The organism is Parahoeflea halophila (assembly GCF_900220985.1).
GTDB lineage: Bacteria > Pseudomonadota > Alphaproteobacteria > Rhizobiales > Rhizobiaceae > Hoeflea > Hoeflea halophila.
The window spans coordinates 28,425-43,401 of sequence record NZ_OCPC01000006.1 but is presented as its reverse complement, the minus strand read 5'-3'; the positions used below and the strand labels follow the sequence as shown (position 1 = coordinate 43,401).

Sequence of the window (14,977 nt, the reverse complement as noted above, 5' to 3'; positions counted from 1 at the left end):
ATCTTGGTCCTTAGGCCTTAGCTTCAGCCGCCTTCTGGCGGGCAATAGTCTTGATGCGTGCGATATCGCGGCGTACCTGCTGTACGCGCGATGTCTTTTCGAGCTGGCCGGTGGCGCCCTGGAAACGCAGATTGAACTGCTCTTTCTTCAGCTTGGCAAGCTCATCATTGAGTTGGTCGACGCTCATGGCGCGAACTTCAGCGGCTTTCATGATCCGTCTCCTTACTCTGCGATGCGCTGGACGAAGCGGGTCTTGACCGAAAGCTTGGCTGCGCCGAGACGCAGGGCTTCGCGGGCGAGCTCTTCGCTGACGCCATCAATTTCGAACATGATCCGGCCGGGCTTGACCTTTGCAGCCCAGTAGTCAACCGAACCCTTGCCCTTACCCATACGGACTTCGGTAGGCTTCGATGTGACCGGAACGTCCGGGAAGATGCGGATCCACACGCGGCCGGCACGCTTCATGTGACGCGTGATGGCCCGGCGGGCTGCTTCGATCTGACGTGCATTCACACGATCAGGTTCTTGTGCCTTCAAGCCGTAGGAACCGAAATTCAAGTCCGAGCCGCCCTTGGCGACGCCCTTGATGCGGCCCTTGAACTGCTTGCGGTACTTGGTACGCTTTGGCTGCAACATTGTTTAATTCTCCGAATTATCTGCCTGGCGCAAAATCAGGCGTTTTCGCGCCGACGATTGCCGCCAGAAGCGTCGCCTTCAGTGGCACGACGTTCAGACGCCATTGGATCATGCTCAAGAATTTCGCCCTTGAAGATCCAGACCTTGACGCCGCAAATACCGTAAGCGGTCTTTGCTTCCGCTGTGCCGTAATCGATGTCAGCGCGCAGCGTGTGAAGCGGAACGCGGCCTTCACGATACCATTCGGTACGCGCGATTTCTGCACCGCCGAGACGGCCGCCGCAGGTGATCTTGATGCCTTCGGCGCCAAGACGCATGGCCGACTGAACCGAACGCTTCATGGCGCGGCGGAACGCGATACGGCGCTCGAGCTGCTGGGCGATCGACTGGGCAACGAGCGTCGCGTCGACTTCGGGCTTGCGGACTTCAACGATGTTGAGGTGCGTTTCCGAGTTGGTCATCTCGCTGAGCTTGCGGCGCAGCTTCTCGATGTCCGCACCCTTCTTGCCGATGATCAGGCCGGGACGGGCTGCGTGGATGGTCACGCGGCACTTCTTGTGCGGGCGTTCGATGACAACCTTGGAAATGCCGGCCTGCTTGAGTTCGGCGAGAAGATACTTGCGGATCTTCAGGTCTTCGTGAAGCAGCTTGCCATATTCGGCGTTGTCGGCAAACCAGCGGCTGTCCCAGGTACGGTTAATGCCGAGGCGGAAACCGATAGGATTGATTTTCTGACCCATTATGCGGCCTCCTCTGTGGCTTCCACTTCACGCACCACGATAGTCAGGTGAGAGAATGGCTTTTCGATCCGCGAAGAACGGCCGCGGCCGCGAGCATGGAAGCGCTTCATGACGATGGACTTGCCAACGTAGGCCTCAGCGACAACCAGCGAATCAACGTCGAGATCGTGGTTGTTTTCGGCGTTCGCGATCGCGGATTCAAGCGTCTTCTTGACTGTCGATGCGATCCGCTTGCGCGAAAACTCAAGCTCGGCCAACGCCTTATCAACCTTCTTGCCGCGAATGAGAGCTGCAACCAGGTTAAGCTTCTGCGGGCTGATACGAATAGTGCGGGCGACGGCCTGCGCTTCGTTGGTCTTGAGCCGGCGTTCGGTTTTTGCCTTGCCCATGATTACTTCCTCTTCGCTTTCTTGTCGGCGCCGTGGCCATAATAGGTCCGCGTCGGGGAATATTCGCCAAACTTCTGGCCGACCATCTCTTCTGAGACGTTGACCGGGATATGTTTGTTTCCGTTGTAAACGCCGAATGTCAGGCCGACGAACTGCGGCATGATGGTGGAGCGGCGGCTCCAGGTCTTGATTACTTCGTTGCGGCCGCCTTCGCGCACCTTCTCAGCCTTCTTGAGAAGATAGCCGTCAACAAACGGACCTTTCCAAACTGAACGAGCCATTGGAGACTTCCTCTCTTACTTCTTACGCTGGTGGCGCGAGCGCATGATGAACTTGTCGGTTGACTTGTTCGAACGTGTACGCTTGCCCTTGGTCGGCTTGCCCCACGGGCTCACCGGGTGACGACCACCGGAGGTACGGCCTTCACCGCCGCCGTGCGGGTGATCGACCGGGTTCATCGCTACGCCGCGGACATGCGGACGTTTGCCCTTCCAGCGCGAACGACCGGCCTTGCCGTCATTGATGTTGGCGTGGTCCGGGTTCGACACCGCACCGACGGTTGCAAGGCAGGAGCCCTGGACCAGACGCTGTTCGCCCGAATTGAGGCGCAGGATTGCCATGCCCTGGTCACGACCGACCAGCTGGGCGTAGCCGCCGGCCGAGCGGGCGATCTGGCCACCCTTTGCAGGCTTCATCTCGATGTTGTGGACGATCGTACCGACCGGCATGAACTGAAGCGGCATGCAATTGCCTGGCTTCACGTCGACCGCCTTGTCCGACGAGATCACCTTGTCGCCGGCAGTCAGACGCTGCGGAGCGAGAATGTAGGACTTTTCGCCGTCGGCATAGGTGATGAGCGCGATGAATGCGGTCCGGTTGGGATCGTATTCCATACGCTCCACGGTGGCCTCAACGTCGAACTTGCGACGCTTGAAATCAACCATGCGGTAGGTGCGCTTGTGACCACCACCAATCGACTGGGCCGTAACCCGGCCTGCATTGTTGCGGCCACCCTTGCTGTGGAGGCCCTGGGTCAAGGACTTGACCGGCTTCCCGCGATGAAGACCCGAACGATCAACGATGACCAGCTGACGCTGGCTCGGGGTCGTCGGATTGTAACTTTTCAGTGCCATTTTCCTGTTCCCTTTTGGGGGCTTGTTTCCGCGCGGACCTTACAGACCGGTGGAGACGTCGATCGACTGACCTTCGGCAAGCGTCACATACGCCTTTTTCACGTCGGTCTGACGACCTGCGATGCCACGGAAGCGCTTGGTCTTACCCTTGCGCAGAAGCGTGTTGACAGCCGTTACCTTGACACCGAACAGCGCTTCGACAGCAGCCTTGATTTCAGGCTTGGAAGCACGCCGGGCAACATTGAAGACAACCTGGTTCTGTTCAGACACCATGGTCGACTTTTCGGTGATCGCCGGAGAGACGATCACATCATAATGGCGAATATCCGTCATTTGAAGCGCTCCTCCAGAGCAGCAACCGCGTCCTTGGACAAGACCAGCTTGCCGCGACGCAGGATGTCGTAGACGTTGATGCCCTGGACCGGCAGCACATCCACGTTCGGAATGTTCTTGGCCGCAAGGCGGAAGTTCTGGTCAAGCTCGGCACCGCCGATGAACAGAGCGTTGGTCAGACCGAGCTTGGACAGCGAAACGGTCAGGGCCTTGGTCTTGGCCTCGGCAGCCGACAGGTTGTCGACGACGATGATGTCGGATGTCATTGCCTTTGCCGAAAGCGCATGACGCAGAGCCAGTGCACGGACCTTCTTGGGCAGGTCGTGGGCGTGGCTGCGCTCAACCGGACCATGGGCCCGGCCGCCGCCACGGAACTGCGGCGCGCTTGCAGCGTGGTGACGGGCGCGGCCCGTACCCTTCTGCTTGAACATCTTGGCGCCGGTGCGAGCGACTTCCGAACGGCCGAGGGTCTTGTGACCACCCTGCTGCTTCTTGGCCAGCTGCCAGCGCACGGTGCGCTGGATCAGATCCTGGCGCGGGTCGAGACCGAAGATCGCGTCGGAAAGCGAAATCTTTCCTGCGTCCTTGCCCTCAAGTGTGGTGACGGTGAGATCCATTATTCGGCTCCCTCATTCGATACGTTGGCTGCGGCGCGGAGCGCGGCAGGGAGAGGCGCATCAGCCGGGATGCCGGACTTGACGGCGTCGCGAACGACGATCCAGGTTCCCTTGGAGCCCGGTACCGCGCCCTTGACCAGGATCAGGCCGCGATCAACATCGGTCGAAACAATTTCGAGGTTCTGCGTGGTGACGCGGGTTTGACCCATGTGACCAGCCATCTTCTTGCCCTTCCAGACCTTGCCCGGATCCTGGTTGGAACCGGTCGAGCCGTGGGAACGGTGCGAGACCGAAACACCATGGGTGGCGCGAAGACCGCCGAAGCCGTGGCGCTTCATGGGGCCGGCAAAGCCCTTACCCTGGGTGATGCCGGAGACGTCGACCAGCTGACCGGCAACAAAGTGCTCGGCAGTGATCTCGGCGCCCACATCGATCAAGTTGTCGGCGCTTACGCGGAACTCGACGAGCTTGGCCTTGGGTTCGACATTGGCGATGGCGAAGTTGCCGCGCATTGCCTTCGACGTATTCTTGACCTTGGCAACACCGGCTCCGAGCTGAACAGCGGTGTAGCCGTTCTTCTCTTCCGTACGCTGTGCCACCACCTGGCAGTTTTCCAACCGCAGGACGGTTACGGGCACATGATCACCGGCGTCATTGTAGACCCGTGTCATACCCAGTTTTTGTGCAATCACACCTGAACGCATCGGTTCATTCCTCTTGAGATGAGCCTGTCGGGGGCCTGCCCCTTCATGCCTCGTTCCCTGTCTTCAAGGCCCAGGGCCTTAAAGCTTGATTTCCACATCGACGCCCGCGGCGAGATCCAGCTTCATAAGCGCATCTACGGTCTGGGGTGTCGGATCAACGATGTCGAGAAGGCGCTTATGGGTGCGCATTTCGAACTGCTCGCGGCTCTTCTTGTCGATGTGCGGCGATCTGTTGACAGTGAATTTTTCGATCCGTGTCGGCAGCGGCACCGGGCCCCGTACGCTTGCGCCGGTCCGCTTTGCCGTCGACACGATTTCACGCGTGGAGGCGTCAAGGATCCGGTGGTCAAACGCCTTGAGGCGGATGCGGATGTTCTGGCCGTTCATTCGACTTGTCCTTGCTTGTGTGAGAGCCGCATGGTCCGAAACCCTCGGACCATGCGCCCTGACCCAGTTTGTTACTCGATGATCGAAGCGACGATGCCGGCGCCGACGGTGCGGCCGCCTTCGCGGATGGCGAAGCGCAGCTTTTCTTCCATCGCGATCGGCACGATCAGCGATACTTCAGCCGAGATGTTGTCGCCGGGCATCACCATTTCCGTGCCTTCCGGCAGCGTCACAATGCCCGTCACGTCGGTGGTGCGGAAATAGAACTGCGGACGGTAGTTGGTGAAGAACGGCGTGTGACGGCCACCCTCTTCCTTGGTCAGGATGTAGGCTTCTGCGGTGAACTTGGTGTGCGGCTTGACCGAACCGGGCTTGCACAGAACCTGACCACGCTCGACGTCCTCACGGCCAACGCCGCGAAGCAGCGCGCCGATGTTGTCGCCGGCCTGGCCCTGATCGAGCAGCTTGCGGAACATTTCAACGCCGGTGCAGGTGGTCTTCTGGGTGTCGCGGATACCGACGATCTCGATTTCCTCGCCAACCTTGACAACGCCACGCTCGACACGGCCGGTCACGACGGTGCCGCGGCCCGAGATCGAGAACACGTCTTCGATCGGCATCAGGAACGGCTGGTCGATCGGACGCTCAGGGGTCGGGATGTACTCGTCGACGGTCTTCATCAGCGCGCGGATCGCGTCTTCGCCCTGAGCCTTGTCGCCCTCGGAGAGCGCCACCAGAGCCGAACCCTTGGTGATCGGAATGTCGTCGCCCGGGAAGTCATAGGACGACAGCAGTTCGCGGACTTCCATCTCGACGAGCTCGAGCAGCTCCTCGTCGTCGACCTGGTCGACCTTGTTGAGGAACACCACCAGCGACGGAACGCCAACCTGGCGGGCCAGAAGGATGTGCTCGCGGGTCTGCGGCATCGGGCCGTCGGCAGCCGACACGACCAGGATCGCGCCGTCCATCTGCGCGGCACCGGTGATCATGTTCTTGACGTAGTCGGCGTGGCCGGGGCAGTCGACGTGGGCGTAGTGGCGGGTTTCGGTCTCATACTCGACGTGTGCGGTCGAGATGGTGATGCCGCGAGCCTTTTCCTCAGGCGCAGCGTCAATCTGGTCGTAGGCCTTGAAGTCACCGAAAAACTTGGTGATCGCAGCCGTCAACGAGGTCTTGCCGTGGTCAACGTGACCAATCGTGCCGATGTTAACGTGCGGCTTTGTGCGCTCGAACTTACCCTTTGCCATCTTCGGCTCTCCATTCTCATTCAGCCCGTAGCGGGCAAATTGCTGTTTCTGTCTCCGGGCCGGTCCGCGCCCTCAGGCGCTGAACCGGGGATCCGGCAAATTATGCGTATTTCGCCTGAATCTCCTGGGAGACATTCGACGGTACCGCCGCGTAGTGATCAAATGTCATCGAGTACTGAGCCCGGCCCTGGGACATGGAGCGCAGTGTGTCGACATATTTGAACATGTTGGCCAGAGGCACATGGGCGGAGATGACAACGGCGATGCCGCGCATTTCCTGGCCCTGGATCTGACCACGGCGGGAGTTGAGGTCACCGATCACGTCACCGACGTAATCTTCAGGTGTAATGACTTCCACGGCCATGATCGGCTCGAGCAGCTGCGGACCCATGAACTTCGAGTTTTCACGGAAGCAGGCACGACCGGCGATCTCGAAGGCGAGGACGCTGGAGTCCACGTCGTGGTAAGCACCATCGACGAGGGTTGCCTTGATGCCGAGCATCGGGAAGCCAGCAAGCGGACCGGAGTTCATCACGCTGTTGATGCCCTTCTGGACGCCAGGGATGTATTCCTTCGGCACCGAACCACCAACGATCTTGGATTCGAAGATGAACTCTTCGCTCTCTTCGTTGGGCTCGAACTGGATCTTGACGCGGGCGAACTGACCCGAACCACCCGACTGCTTCTTGTGGGTGTAATCGGCTTCGTAGGCCTTGGTGATCGATTCACGGTAGGCAACCTGCGGCGCACCCACATTCGCTTCGACCTTGAACTCGCGACGCATGCGGTCGACGAGAATGTCGAGGTGCAACTCACCCATACCGGCGATGATGGTCTGACCGGATTCTTCGTCGGTCTTGACCCGGAACGAAGGATCCTCGGCTGCCAGGCGGTTGAGCGCGAGGCCCATCTTTTCCTGGTCGCCCTTGGTCTTCGGTTCGATCGCGATCTGGATCACCGGCTCGGGGAATTCCATGCGCTCGAGGATGACCGGCTTGAGCGGATCGCAAAGCGTGTCGCCTGTCGTGGTTTCCTTGAGTCCTGCAAGAGCAACGATGTCGCCTGCGAATGCTTCCTCGATATCCTCACGGGAGTTCGAGTGCATCTGCAGCATACGGCCGACGCGCTCGCGCTTTTCCTTGACCGTGTTCATCACCGACTGGCCCTTTTCGAGCTTGCCGGAATAGATGCGGGCAAAGGTCAGCGAACCGACGAAGGGGTCGTTCATGACCTTGAAGGCCAGCATCGACAGCGGGGCCTCGTCGGAAGCCGAACGCGTGGTTTCCTCTTCGGTCTTGACGTCGATGCCTTCGATGGCAGGAACTTCAGCCGGGCTCGGCAGGAAGTCGACAACGGCGTCGAGAAGCGGCTGAACGCCCTTGTTCTTGAAGGCCGATCCACAGAACATCGGGAAGAACTGAACAGCGATGGTGCCCTTGCGAACCAGCGCACGAATCTCGTCATTGTCAGGCATCTGGCCTTCGAGATAGCGCTCCATGGCAGCTTCGTCGGCTTCCACGGCAGTTTCGATGAGCAGTTCGCGGTACTCTTCGGCCTTCTCCTTGAGATCGGCCGGGATTTCCACGATGTCCCACTGAGCGCCGAGCGATTCATCGCGCCAGACCAGTGCGTTCATCTCGATGAGGTCGACAACACCCTTGAATTCGGTTTCGGCACCGATCGGCAGCTGCATGACAACAGGCGTTGCACCAAGACGGGTCTTGATCATCTTGACCGAGCGGTAGAAGTCTGCGCCGGTCTTGTCCATCTTGTTGCAGAAGATCATCCGCGGGACGTTGTACTTGTCGGCCTGGCGCCAGACGGTTTCGGTCTGCGGCTCAACGCCGGCATTGGCATCGAGAAGCGCGATCGCACCGTCGAGCACGCGCAGCGAACGCTCGACTTCAATGGTGAAGTCGACGTGGCCTGGGGTGTCGATGATGTTGAAGCGGCACATCTTGCCGTTGCGGCCCTTCCAGAAGGTGGTGGTTGCAGCAGAGGTGATGGTGATGCCACGCTCCTGCTCCTGCTCCATCCAGTCCATGGTGGCAGCGCCGTCATGAACTTCGCCGATCTTGTGCGACTTGCCGGTGTAGTAAAGAACACGCTCTGTGGTCGTGGTCTTGCCGGCGTCAATATGCGCCATGATGCCGAAGTTGCGGTAGTCTTCGATTGCGTATTCGCGGGCCATTGTGAATGCCTTTCGAGAACGGTTCGCTGATTACCAGCGGTAATGCGAAAATGCGCGGTTGGCGTCGGCCATCTTGTGGGTGTCTTCCCGCTTCTTGACAGCACTGCCGCGATTGTTCGCTGCGTCCATGAGTTCGCCCGAGAGGCGCTCGACCATGGTGGTTTCGTTGCGCTTGCGCGCAGCGGCGATCAGCCAGCGAATAGCAAGAGCCTGACGGCGCTCGGGACGAACATCGACCGGGACCTGATAGGTCGCGCCACCAACACGACGGGAACGAACTTCCACGTGCGGGGCAACATTTTCGAGCGCTGTGTGGAACTGGGCAACCGGCTCCGACTTGGACCGCGCCTCGACCTGATCAAGCGCACCATATACGATCTGCTCGGCAACTGATTTCTTGCCGTGCATCATGATGGCGTTCATGAACTTGGAGAGAACCAGGTCACCGAACTTCGGATCCGGGTTGATCTCACGCTTTTCTGCACTGTGACGTCGTGACATGCTTTTCGTCTTTCAACTGATGGGTCGAAACGGCCAGCTGCACCTTCATGCAGCCAACCGACACAATTACTTCGGACGCTTGGCGCCGTATTTCGAGCGGCGCTGCTTGCGGTTCTTGACACCCTGGGTATCGAGAACGCCACGGATGACGTGGTAACGCACACCCGGAAGGTCCTTCACGCGGCCGCCGCGGATCATGACCACGGAGTGTTCCTGAAGGTTGTGACCCTCACCCGGGATATACCCGATCACTTCATAGCCGTTGGTCAGACGGATCTTTGCAACCTTACGAAGCGCCGAGTTCGGCTTCTTCGGGGTCGTGGTGTACACACGGGTGCAAACGCCGCGCTTCTGCGGATTCTGCTCCAGCGCGGGAACCTTGTTGCGCTTTACCGGCGCCTGGCGCGGCTTGCGGATCAGCTGGTTTACAGTTGGCATGTAACCATCCCTTTAGAATTCATGTTTCGCCCTCTCGGGCACGTTGCCCGCGAACCGGATGCGCAAAATAAGGGCCGGACCGGTTCTACCGGAAGGCCCATAAAAGCAGAGGACACAATCGGCCGTGTCTTGCGTGCAGCATTGTCAGTTCACAGTGCAGTCAGAAACCGTGTTTGAGGCAAGTTCCAGAACGTGTCGTTCCGAAGAAAAGCGCCTCACATCGGTCTCGGTGGCCGGTAACTACGGATTTTCACGCATGCCGTCAAGACCATGCTGGAAATAATCGCAAATGGCCGCATCCTCCGCGCGCCGCCGAGAAGATGGCGACATATTATTGCGCAGAGCATCCCCAATCAAGTGTTTCGTTGCCCTGCCCCGGCCTTTGAGCCCGAACCACTGGGAATCGTCTCCGGCGGTGACTGACAATCCGCCGACTCAGGCGGCCGTCGTGCCGAGTCGCCTGTCGTTCGATCAATGGCTGCGGCGAAGCTAGCGTTTCTTTACAAGACCGATCAGGAACAACAGGATCACCGCCCCGATGGTCGCATGAATGATGGAACCGATCAGGCCGCCGCCGATGGATATGCCGATCATGGGCAGCAACAGCCCGGCAATGAACGCGCCGATGATGCCGACCACGATGTTGCCGATAAGGCCGAAGCCAAAGCCCTTCATGATCAGACCAGCCAGCCAGCCCGCAATTGCGCCGATCAGCAGAAATACAATCAATCCTTGGATGCCCATGCTGTCCTCCAATAGTTTCACGCTCCGCACTCCGGCCGGTAGTTACCTTTGCGGGACCGAGCCGGAACACTGCAGCCTGATGCCAATGACAGGCGAGATGCCTGCCGGGCGAAAGAGAACCACGGTTCACGTCCGTCAGCAAGCTCTGGCTTGCCGCCAGCATTGGCATCCCTGCCGGGTCACGGTCCAGCAGGCGCAATGGAGGCACCGCCAAACATTGCCTTTGCGAGGATGACGTGGGAGTAGTCGCTCAAACCAAGACACCGAAAGGACGAGCCTGTGATTTCTGACAATGACAATGCCGGCCATGGCGAGAGCGACACGACGGTTTTCATCATCACCGGCCGCGTCAACCAGGAAATGGGTGGGGACATGGCCGCAATCCATGTCATGCTTGCCGCCCCGGACGAGGATAGCGCGGTGCGGCTCTGCCTGGACGCGTTGTCAGCGAAGGGCTTTGCGGAAGCAGATCTCGACCAGATCGGACTGATGGGCGGCATGCCGGACGAAGAGCCGCATGCCTCGGCCTACCAGGGCGCCCTTGAGGGCGAGGTGGCGATCATCAATGTCGACACGGACGGCAGCTGAGCCGTCACCGCTTGCGCGGTCGGAATCTGGCAACACTCTGCCTGCAACAAAAAAGGCCGCCCCGAAAGGCGGCCTTTTGCATGTTTTGGACGAAACCGCCTATTCAGCAGGCGTCGGCTCTTCGCTGGCCATGTCGGTCAGCATCGGTGCGGCGGTTTCCGCGCCCGAGGTCTTGCGACGCTCATCCAGGATCAGATCGTCGCGCGAAGTGGCGATGCGACGGATCTGGGTCATGGTGCCGCCGGTACCCGCAGGCACCAGACGTCCGACGATGACGTTTTCCTTGAGACCCTGCAACGTGTCGACCTTGCCGGCAACAGCGGCTTCGGTGAGCACCTTGGTGGTTTCCTGGAACGACGCCGCCGAGATGAAGGACGGTGTCTGCAACGACGCCTTGGTGATGCCGAGCAACACCGGGTTGCCGGTGGCGGGCTTGCGGCCCTCCTCGATCAGGCGTTCGTTGACGTTGTCCAGTTCGATCTGATCCACATTGTCGCCGACGATGTAGACGGAATCACCGGAGTCGGTGATCTCGACCTTCTGCAGCATCTGGCGGACAATCACTTCGATGTGCTTGTCGTTGATCAGAACGCCCTGCAACCGGTAGACTTCCTGGATCTCGTTGACGAGGTAGGAAGCCAGAGCCTCCACGCCCTTGATCGCCAGGATGTCGTGCGGCGCGGGATTGCCGTCGAGGATATAGTCGCCCTTTTCGATGTAGTCGCCATCCTGAAGGTGGAAAGGCTTCCCCTTCGGAATGAGATACTCGACGGATTCAACCGTATCGTCGGCGGATTCGATCTGGATGCGGCGCTTGTTCTTGTAGTCGCGGCCGAAGCGGATGGTGCCATCGATCTCGGCGATGATGGCGTGATCCTTCGGACGACGTGCCTCGAACAGTTCCGCAACCCGCGGCAGACCACCGGTGATGTCCTTGGTCTTGGCGCTTTCGAGCGGCACGCGGGCGAGCACGTCACCCTGGCTGACCTTGGCGCCGGGCTCGACCGACAGGATCGCGTCCACGGACAACTGGAAGCGGGCTTCGCCACCACGTGCCAGCTTGGCGATCTCGCCGTTCTTGTCCTTGATGACAATGGACGGCTTGAGGTCGGCACCGCGCGGCGTCGAACGCCAGTCGATGACCTGACGCTTGGTGATGCCGGTTGCCTCGTCGGTGGCTTCGGAAACCGAGATGCCGTCGACGACATCTTCGAATTCCACGGTGCCTTCGACTTCGGTCATCATCGGGCGTGTATACGGATCCCACTCGGCCAGACGCTGGCCGCGCTTCACCGCATCGCCGTCATCGACATAGATCTTGGAGCCGTAGGCGACGCGCTGCGAGGAACGCTCGGTGCCGGATTCATCCAGGATCTGGATCGCCATGGAGCGGCCCATGGCAATCAGGTTGCCGTCGGAGTTGCGCAGCATGTTGCGGTTCTTGATCCGCACCGTGCCCTCATAGGAGGCTTCCAGGAACGACTGGTCGACCACGGTGGCCGTGCCGCCAAGGTGGAAGGTACGCATCGTCAGCTGGGTGCCCGGTTCACCGATCGACTGCGCAGCGATAACGCCGACAGCTTCACCAATATTGACCGGCGTACCACGAGCCAGATCTCGGCCGTAGCAGGTGGCACAGATACCCGTCTGGATGTCACAGGTCAGTGGCGAACGGATGCGAACCGACTGGATACCGGCCGCCTCGATTTCCACTACCTGGGCTTCCTCGACTGTCGAACCGGCCTTGACGATCAGGTCACCTGTTACCGGGTGATTGATGTCGTCAAGCGTGGTGCGACCCAGGATCCGCTGACCGATCGACGCGACCACCTGACCAGCATCAACGATTGCCGTCATGGTCAGGCCTTCGGTGGTGCCGCAATCGACATGGGTAACGATGCAATCCTGTGCAACGTCCACCAGACGACGGGTCAGGTAACCGGAGTTCGCGGTCTTCAGCGCGGTGTCGGCGAGGCCCTTACGTGCGCCGTGAGTCGAGTTGAAGTACTCGTTCACGGTCAGGCCTTCCTTGAAGTTCGAGATGATCGGAGTCTCGATGATCTCACCCGACGGCTTGGCCATCAGGCCGCGCATGCCGCCCAGCTGACGCATCTGACTCGGGGAACCACGCGCACCGGAGTGGCTCATCATGTAGATCGAGTTCATCTGCTTCTGGCGGCCGTTCTCATGGAACTGGACCGACTTGATGCGGGCCATCATTTCGTCGGCGACCTTCTCGGTCGCCTTGCCCCAGGCGTCGACAACCTTGTTGTACTTCTCGCCCTGGGTAATGAGACCCTCATTGTACTGCTGCTCGTATTCCTTGACGAGGGAATCGGTGTCGCCAACGATCTTCGCCTTGGAATCCGGAATCACCATGTCGTCCTTGCCGAACGAGATGCCGGCGCGGCAGGCATGGCTGAAGCCGAGCTGCATGATACGGTCGCAGAAAATGACCGTGTCCTTCTGACCGCAGTGACGGTAGACGGTGTCGATCATCCGGGAAATGTTCTTCTTGGTCATCTCCTGGTTGCAGACATCGAACGAGATGTTGGCGTTGCGCGGCAGCAGTTCGCCAATGATCATGCGACCGGGGGTGGTGTCGACGATGGTCGATGTCGGGTTGCCCTCGGCATCGATGCTCTTGAAACGTCCCTTGATCTTGGTGTGCAGGGTCACGACCTTGCTCTCAAGCGCATGGTGCAGTTCGCCCATATCGGAGAACACCATGCCCTGACCCGGCTCGTTCTCGGCCACGATCGAGAGATAGTACAGACCAAGCACCATGTCCTGCGAGGGCACGATGATCGGAGCGCCGTTTGCAGGGTGAAGGATGTTGTTGGTCGACATCATCAGCACGCGGGCTTCCAGCTGGGCTTCCAGCGACAGAGGCACGTGAACCGCCATCTGGTCGCCGTCGAAGTCGGCGTTGAACGCCGTACAGACGAGCGGGTGCAGCTGAATAGCCTTGCCTTCGACCAGGGTCGGTTCGAACGCCTGGATGCCAAGACGGTGAAGTGTCGGCGCGCGGTTGAGGAGAACCGGGTGCTCGCGAATCACCTCGTCGAGGATATCCCAGACTTCCGGCTTTTCCTTCTCGACCAGCTTCTTGGCCTGCTTGACGGTCGAGGAATAACCCTTGGCGTCGAGACGGGCATAGATGAACGGCTTGAACAGTTCGAGCGCCATCTTCTTGGGTAGGCCGCACTGGTGCAGCTTGAGTTCCGGACCGGTCACGATGACAGAACGGCCGGAATAGTCGACGCGCTTGCCGAGCAGGTTCTGACGGAACCGGCCCTGCTTGCCCTTAAGCATGTCGGACAGCGACTTCAGCGGACGCTTGTTGGCACCGGTGATGGTGCGGCCGCGGCGGCCATTGTCGAACAGGGCGTCAACAGCTTCCTGCAGCATCCGCTTTTCGTTGCGGATGATGATGCCCGGCGCACGCAGCTCGATCAGCCGCTTGAGACGGTTGTTGCGGTTGATGACGCGGCGATACAGATCGTTCAGGTCGGAGGTGGCGAAACGGCCGCCATCGAGCGGAACCAGCGGACGCAGGTCCGGCGGGATCACCGGTACAACCTTCATGATCATCCATTCCGGGCGGTTGCCGGAATCGAGGAAGCTTTCGACGATCTTGAGGCGCTTCATCAGCTTCTTCGACTTCAGTTCCGAAGTCGTCGATGCCAATTCGGTGCGCAGTTCGCCGGCAATCCGGTCGAGGTCCATTGAGGCAAGCATCTCGTAGATAGCTTCCGCGCCGATCATGGCGGTAAAGCTGTCTTCGCCGAACTCGTCAACGGCGACCATATAGTCTTCCTCGGAGAGAAGCTGGTTCTCCTTGAGCGAGGTCAGGCCGGGTTCGGTGACGATGTAGTTCTCGAAATACAGGACCCGCTCGATATCCTTGAGCGTCATGTCCATGAGCGTGCCGATACGTGAAGGCAGCGACTTCAGGAACCAGATATGGGCAACAGGAGCTGCCAGCTCGATGTGGCCCATGCGCTCGCGGCGGACGCGGCTGAGCGTGACTTCAACGCCGCATTTCTCGCAGATGACGCCCTTGTACTTCATGCGCTTGTACTTGCCGCACAGGCACTCGTAGTCCTTGATCGGACCAAAGATGCGGGCGCAGAACAGACCGTCGCGCTCCGGCTTGAAGGTACGATAGTTGATTGTCTCCGGCTTTTTGATTTCGCCGAAAGACCAGGAAAGAATCTTCTCGGGGCTGGCGATCGAGATCCGGATGGATTCGAACGTCTGCGCCGGAACATTGTTGTTGAAAAGATTCATGACCTCATGGTTCATGCCTGTCTCCTTTTAGGGCTG

17 protein-coding genes are annotated in these 14,977 nt (G+C 59.7%); 1 reads left to right on the top strand and 16 read right to left on the bottom strand.

Annotated features, from left to right (window positions below; translation table 11 throughout):
- Positions 1-10: 10 nt before the first annotated feature.
- The 15 genes from rpmC to CRO46_RS17430 form a co-directional block, all read right to left on the bottom strand.
- Positions 11-211 (bottom strand): 50S ribosomal protein L29, encoded by a 201-nt coding sequence (gene rpmC, locus CRO46_RS17500; RefSeq protein WP_097109095.1) that lies wholly within the window; start codon positions 209-211, stop codon positions 11-13.
- A gap of 11 nt (positions 212-222) precedes the next feature.
- Entirely contained in the window at positions 223-636 is a 414-nt protein-coding gene (gene rplP, locus CRO46_RS17495; RefSeq protein ID WP_097109094.1) for a 50S ribosomal protein L16, read from the bottom strand.
- 35 nt (positions 637-671) lie between these two features.
- Positions 672-1,376, bottom strand: a complete 705-nt coding sequence (gene rpsC, locus CRO46_RS17490) for a 30S ribosomal protein S3 (protein WP_097109093.1) — start codon at positions 1,374-1,376, stop codon at positions 672-674.
- Entirely contained in the window at positions 1,376-1,765 is a 390-nt protein-coding gene (rplV, locus tag CRO46_RS17485) for a 50S ribosomal protein L22 (RefSeq protein ID WP_097109092.1), read from the bottom strand. The genes rpsC and rplV overlap by 1 nt, the downstream gene beginning before the upstream one ends.
- A gap of 2 nt (positions 1,766-1,767) precedes the next feature.
- Positions 1,768-2,046 carry a 30S ribosomal protein S19 gene (gene rpsS / locus CRO46_RS17480; protein ID WP_097109091.1) on the bottom strand — a complete coding sequence of 93 codons (279 nt, stop codon included), beginning with the start codon at positions 2,044-2,046 and terminating at the stop codon, positions 1,768-1,770.
- Between the two features lie 15 nt (positions 2,047-2,061).
- Positions 2,062-2,898, bottom strand: a complete 837-nt coding sequence (gene rplB / locus CRO46_RS17475; RefSeq protein WP_097109090.1) for a 50S ribosomal protein L2 — start codon at positions 2,896-2,898, stop codon at positions 2,062-2,064.
- A gap of 39 nt (positions 2,899-2,937) precedes the next feature.
- Positions 2,938-3,231 carry a 50S ribosomal protein L23 gene (locus CRO46_RS17470; protein WP_045648404.1) on the bottom strand — a complete coding sequence of 98 codons (294 nt, stop codon included), beginning with the start codon at positions 3,229-3,231 and terminating at the stop codon, positions 2,938-2,940.
- A complete protein-coding gene (rplD, locus tag CRO46_RS17465) occupies positions 3,228-3,848 on the bottom strand; it encodes a 50S ribosomal protein L4 (protein ID WP_097109089.1) in 621 nt (206 codons plus the stop codon). The genes CRO46_RS17470 and rplD overlap by 4 nt, the downstream gene beginning before the upstream one ends.
- The gene (gene rplC, locus CRO46_RS17460; RefSeq protein ID WP_097109088.1) at positions 3,848-4,552 is read right to left on the bottom strand and encodes a 50S ribosomal protein L3; all 705 of its coding nucleotides are present in this window, start codon (positions 4,550-4,552) and stop codon (positions 3,848-3,850) included. The genes rplD and rplC overlap by 1 nt, the downstream gene beginning before the upstream one ends.
- Before the next feature lie 78 nt (positions 4,553-4,630).
- Positions 4,631-4,939, bottom strand: coding sequence for a 30S ribosomal protein S10 (gene rpsJ / locus CRO46_RS17455; protein ID WP_003547547.1), 309 nt, complete (start codon positions 4,937-4,939; stop codon positions 4,631-4,633).
- Positions 4,940-5,010: 71 nt separating this feature from the next.
- A complete protein-coding gene (tuf, locus tag CRO46_RS17450) occupies positions 5,011-6,186 on the bottom strand; it encodes an elongation factor Tu (protein WP_097109075.1) in 1,176 nt (391 codons plus the stop codon).
- Between the two features lie 100 nt (positions 6,187-6,286).
- Complete coding sequence (fusA, locus tag CRO46_RS17445) at positions 6,287-8,377, bottom strand: elongation factor G (protein WP_097109087.1); 2,091 nt, start codon at positions 8,375-8,377, stop codon at positions 6,287-6,289.
- Positions 8,378-8,407: 30 nt separating this feature from the next.
- Positions 8,408-8,878: a 30S ribosomal protein S7 gene (gene rpsG, locus CRO46_RS17440; protein WP_097109086.1), complete on the bottom strand. Its 471-nt coding sequence runs from the start codon at positions 8,876-8,878 to the stop codon at positions 8,408-8,410.
- A gap of 66 nt (positions 8,879-8,944) precedes the next feature.
- Positions 8,945-9,316, bottom strand: a complete 372-nt coding sequence (rpsL, locus tag CRO46_RS17435; RefSeq protein ID WP_007197105.1) for a 30S ribosomal protein S12 — start codon at positions 9,314-9,316, stop codon at positions 8,945-8,947.
- 489 nt (positions 9,317-9,805) lie between these two features.
- Complete coding sequence (locus CRO46_RS17430; protein ID WP_097109085.1) at positions 9,806-10,060, bottom strand: GlsB/YeaQ/YmgE family stress response membrane protein; 255 nt, start codon at positions 10,058-10,060, stop codon at positions 9,806-9,808.
- 360 nt (positions 10,061-10,420) lie between these two features.
- Between CRO46_RS17430 and CRO46_RS17425 the strand changes: the two genes are divergently transcribed.
- Positions 10,421-10,648, top strand: a complete 228-nt coding sequence (locus CRO46_RS17425; protein WP_097109382.1) for a transcriptional regulator — start codon at positions 10,421-10,423, stop codon at positions 10,646-10,648.
- 99 nt (positions 10,649-10,747) lie between these two features.
- On the opposite strand, the gene rpoC is transcribed toward CRO46_RS17425, so the two are convergent.
- A complete protein-coding gene (rpoC, locus tag CRO46_RS17420; protein WP_097109084.1) occupies positions 10,748-14,956 on the bottom strand; it encodes a DNA-directed RNA polymerase subunit beta' in 4,209 nt (1,402 codons plus the stop codon).
- Positions 14,957-14,977 lie beyond the last annotated feature (21 nt).